General features: G+C 36.5%; 2 protein-coding genes. One reads left to right on the forward strand and one right to left on the reverse strand.

The window, feature by feature from the left end:
• Positions 1-2,043 (forward strand): hypothetical protein (locus H6G26_RS40475; protein WP_199327295.1); only part of this gene is annotated, 2,043 nt, incomplete at its 5' end.
• Between the two features lie 243 nt (positions 2,044-2,286).
• Here the strand turns inward: H6G26_RS40475 and H6G26_RS40480 are convergent.
• A complete protein-coding gene (locus H6G26_RS40480) occupies positions 2,287-2,802 on the reverse strand; it encodes a hypothetical protein (RefSeq protein WP_242054381.1) in 516 nt (171 codons plus the stop codon).
• Between the last annotated feature and the right edge of the window lie 88 nt (positions 2,803-2,890).

Genomic DNA, 2,890 nt, shown 5'->3' on the forward strand with positions numbered 1-2,890 from the left:
TCCGATCTAGAGGAAATATTTAATATTATATCAAATGTTCAAGATGGGAATCTGGAAATATCTCAGGAAAATATCAGCAAAATATATAATTTATATGCGGATTATCCAGAAGCTCGTAATTCCCTTAATATAAAATTACACATACAATGCTTGGTTGAACTAATTAGTAATATAGAATATGCCTCTACTAAAGACATCTTATTATCTGAATTGCGAGAGCTTTTAGTACATTCAAACTTAGCCGCATTCTGGCTAGATATACCTGATTATATTATCCTCGATCAGCAGATATGGTCTATAGCGTCAGAAAGTAGACGTATTGGGATTCTTGTAAGCCAAATTAGTAACCAACAAGATTTAATTTATCAAGATAATATTTTGAAAATAGCAGACATACTTAAAGAATCAGCAGAGGAAAATATCACAGAACTAATTTCTATATTTAAAGACAAGGAATTTATTAAATCTCACAACCTTATTTTAAAATATTTACCTGATATTGAACAAATTACCATTCTTAGGGCAAAACTAAAAAATGATGTTAATCAAAATGCTGAAATTATATCCCAGATTGCAGAGGTTCTTTCTAAAAGTCCAAGTGATAAACTTCAAATTTTACTTTCTAAGCTGCCAGATAGTGTTAAAAAGTGGGATGAAATATTAGAATTCTTACCTCCAGAAGAAAAAATATTGATTATGTTATCAAAGCTTAAAAAAGAATCCCAAATACAAAATCAAACTATCATTAACAAAATTGGATATTTGATTAATACTACTTCTAATGAAGAACGTATAATATTAATTTATTTACTTCCAGAAGGGGTGAGATATAAAGAAGAGATCCTTAAATCGTTTCATTTTTTACTTCCAGAAGATCAAGTTAAATTAGTGTGGGATTTTATAGCAAATAATTCTTTATTTATTTGGCAATATTTGTCAAGACAAGCAAAAATACTATGTATTTATCGCCTCATGAAAGAGACTGAAAATACCTCCACATTTCTTAATGAGTTTAAGGATATTCAAAAAATAACCCCAGAGAATGATAACTTAGTTAGATGTGTACTAAAGATATTATGGGCTAAAGAACATCCAGAACGAGGAAATGAAGTTTTTCAACAAGTGCATAATTTATTTATTCAGTATGTAATTAAAAATGCAACAAATTCTACTGAACTTCTGAATCTTGATCCCTTACTTCCTTATTGCCAACCTACAGAAGTTAAAGTTAAATACTGTGAAGGAAGACTGTGGACGATGACAGATAATCAAGCAGCAGAAGTGACTGCCCTGGTATCTCGCGCCTGTTGTCCACGCGCAAGACAAAGACCTTGCGATTTATTTGAGCCTAGTAAACCAAGGGTAAATTCAAATTATGGTTTGTATGGAGCGCGTCTTTATGCTGAATGTTCACAAGATTGGGAGAAATGGTCTTTACTAGAACTTTTTAAAGTAGCTGGTATTGTGCCATCTCTGTCTGATTTGAAAAGACCTGAAGATTATTTAACAAAACTATCAGGGTGGATTAATCGCATTAATGAAATTCGCTCAAGGCTCAAATGCTCCGTATGCGGAGATATCATGCCACACAATATAGAATATGCAAAATTTTTAGCTAAATTTAGAGTTACAGTTTTTTCTTGTAAACATGGAAAGGGCCATGATTATAATATCTACTTAAATGAATGCTGGGGGTGCGGCGAAATAATTGATAGCAGAGAGAGCAAATACCAGTCATCAGAAGATAAATATTATCTATGTATTCACTGTGGAAGTGGAACGCAAAATAGTGATAGTTATACTCAAGGAGATATTTGCCCGAAATGCGGCACACTGGGGATGGAACTTAGCCAGTACAATAACCGTTACCGCAAATGTTGCTCCTGTAATCACTCAATTAAGCTACCAGACGAGAAGAAGATAACTGGAATCAAATGCCCTCAATGCAGAGCAGGAAGGATGATACTGACGGTTAACAAGAAGAATGAGAAAGTTCGTATATGTCGCTCTTCTTCCTGCGGATATTCAATATCAGCAAAATAACCTGCTCATTCTCCATAGTTGTCGCTGCATCTCATTTTCGCTTTAAAATTAATGAAACTCTCTCTGGGTAGCGTTTCCAGTCCTTGTGTGGCGGATCATAGCAGCTTCGCTATTTTCTCTCCATTTACAGCTATATCCCTAATCCTTACACAGGCAAGAAGTGATACTTAACACGCTTAGGCGCAGAAAATTATTCAGGTTCACATAAACAGTTTTATGAAGAGTTGACAACGCAGTTAGCTATTACACTTTAACTTCAGACTCTAGAAGGCTCAAAAGTTTTTCTTCCAACTCAGTTAGATAAGGTCGATTCAGCTTCCCCAACGACTGCAACAGACTTTTGACTGTCTCCTCCAGTGAGTCTGAATACACCCGACTGATGCGATCGCAAATCACTTGCATCTGCTCACACTCGGCAGGCAGGTAATTGTAAGATTTCAGATGTTGCAACCCAACCGTGTGTTCGCCATCCCACATCCTCACCGTGCAACTGAACTCATTTACTTGGCTGACAATCCCCCAGCAGCCACCCTTGCCCCTGAGTTCTGGATTATCTTTGGCTAAGATTTGGCATACCTCGCCTAATTGATAGGTGTTAGGTACTTGAGTACGTTCAATTATTCGCTGCACCGCATCTTTGACAATGCGATGAGATGGTACTTTCCCGTTGGCAGACTCTACAGCTTGCTCCCATGCTTCGGGCTGAATGTCCGGGTCTAGCTTGGACAGTGGTCTGATTTGCCACTCATTCGTCGGCAAAATGTGATCGTTCCGATCACATTTTGCTCTAAGTTATCAAATATTACTGCTGCATCCATTAGAAGATAAGACTGGCGACGATTATGTC

This window comes from Nostoc sp. FACHB-888, assembly GCF_014696655.1.
In the GTDB taxonomy this organism is placed as follows: Bacteria; Cyanobacteriota; Cyanobacteriia; order Cyanobacteriales; family Nostocaceae; genus Nostoc.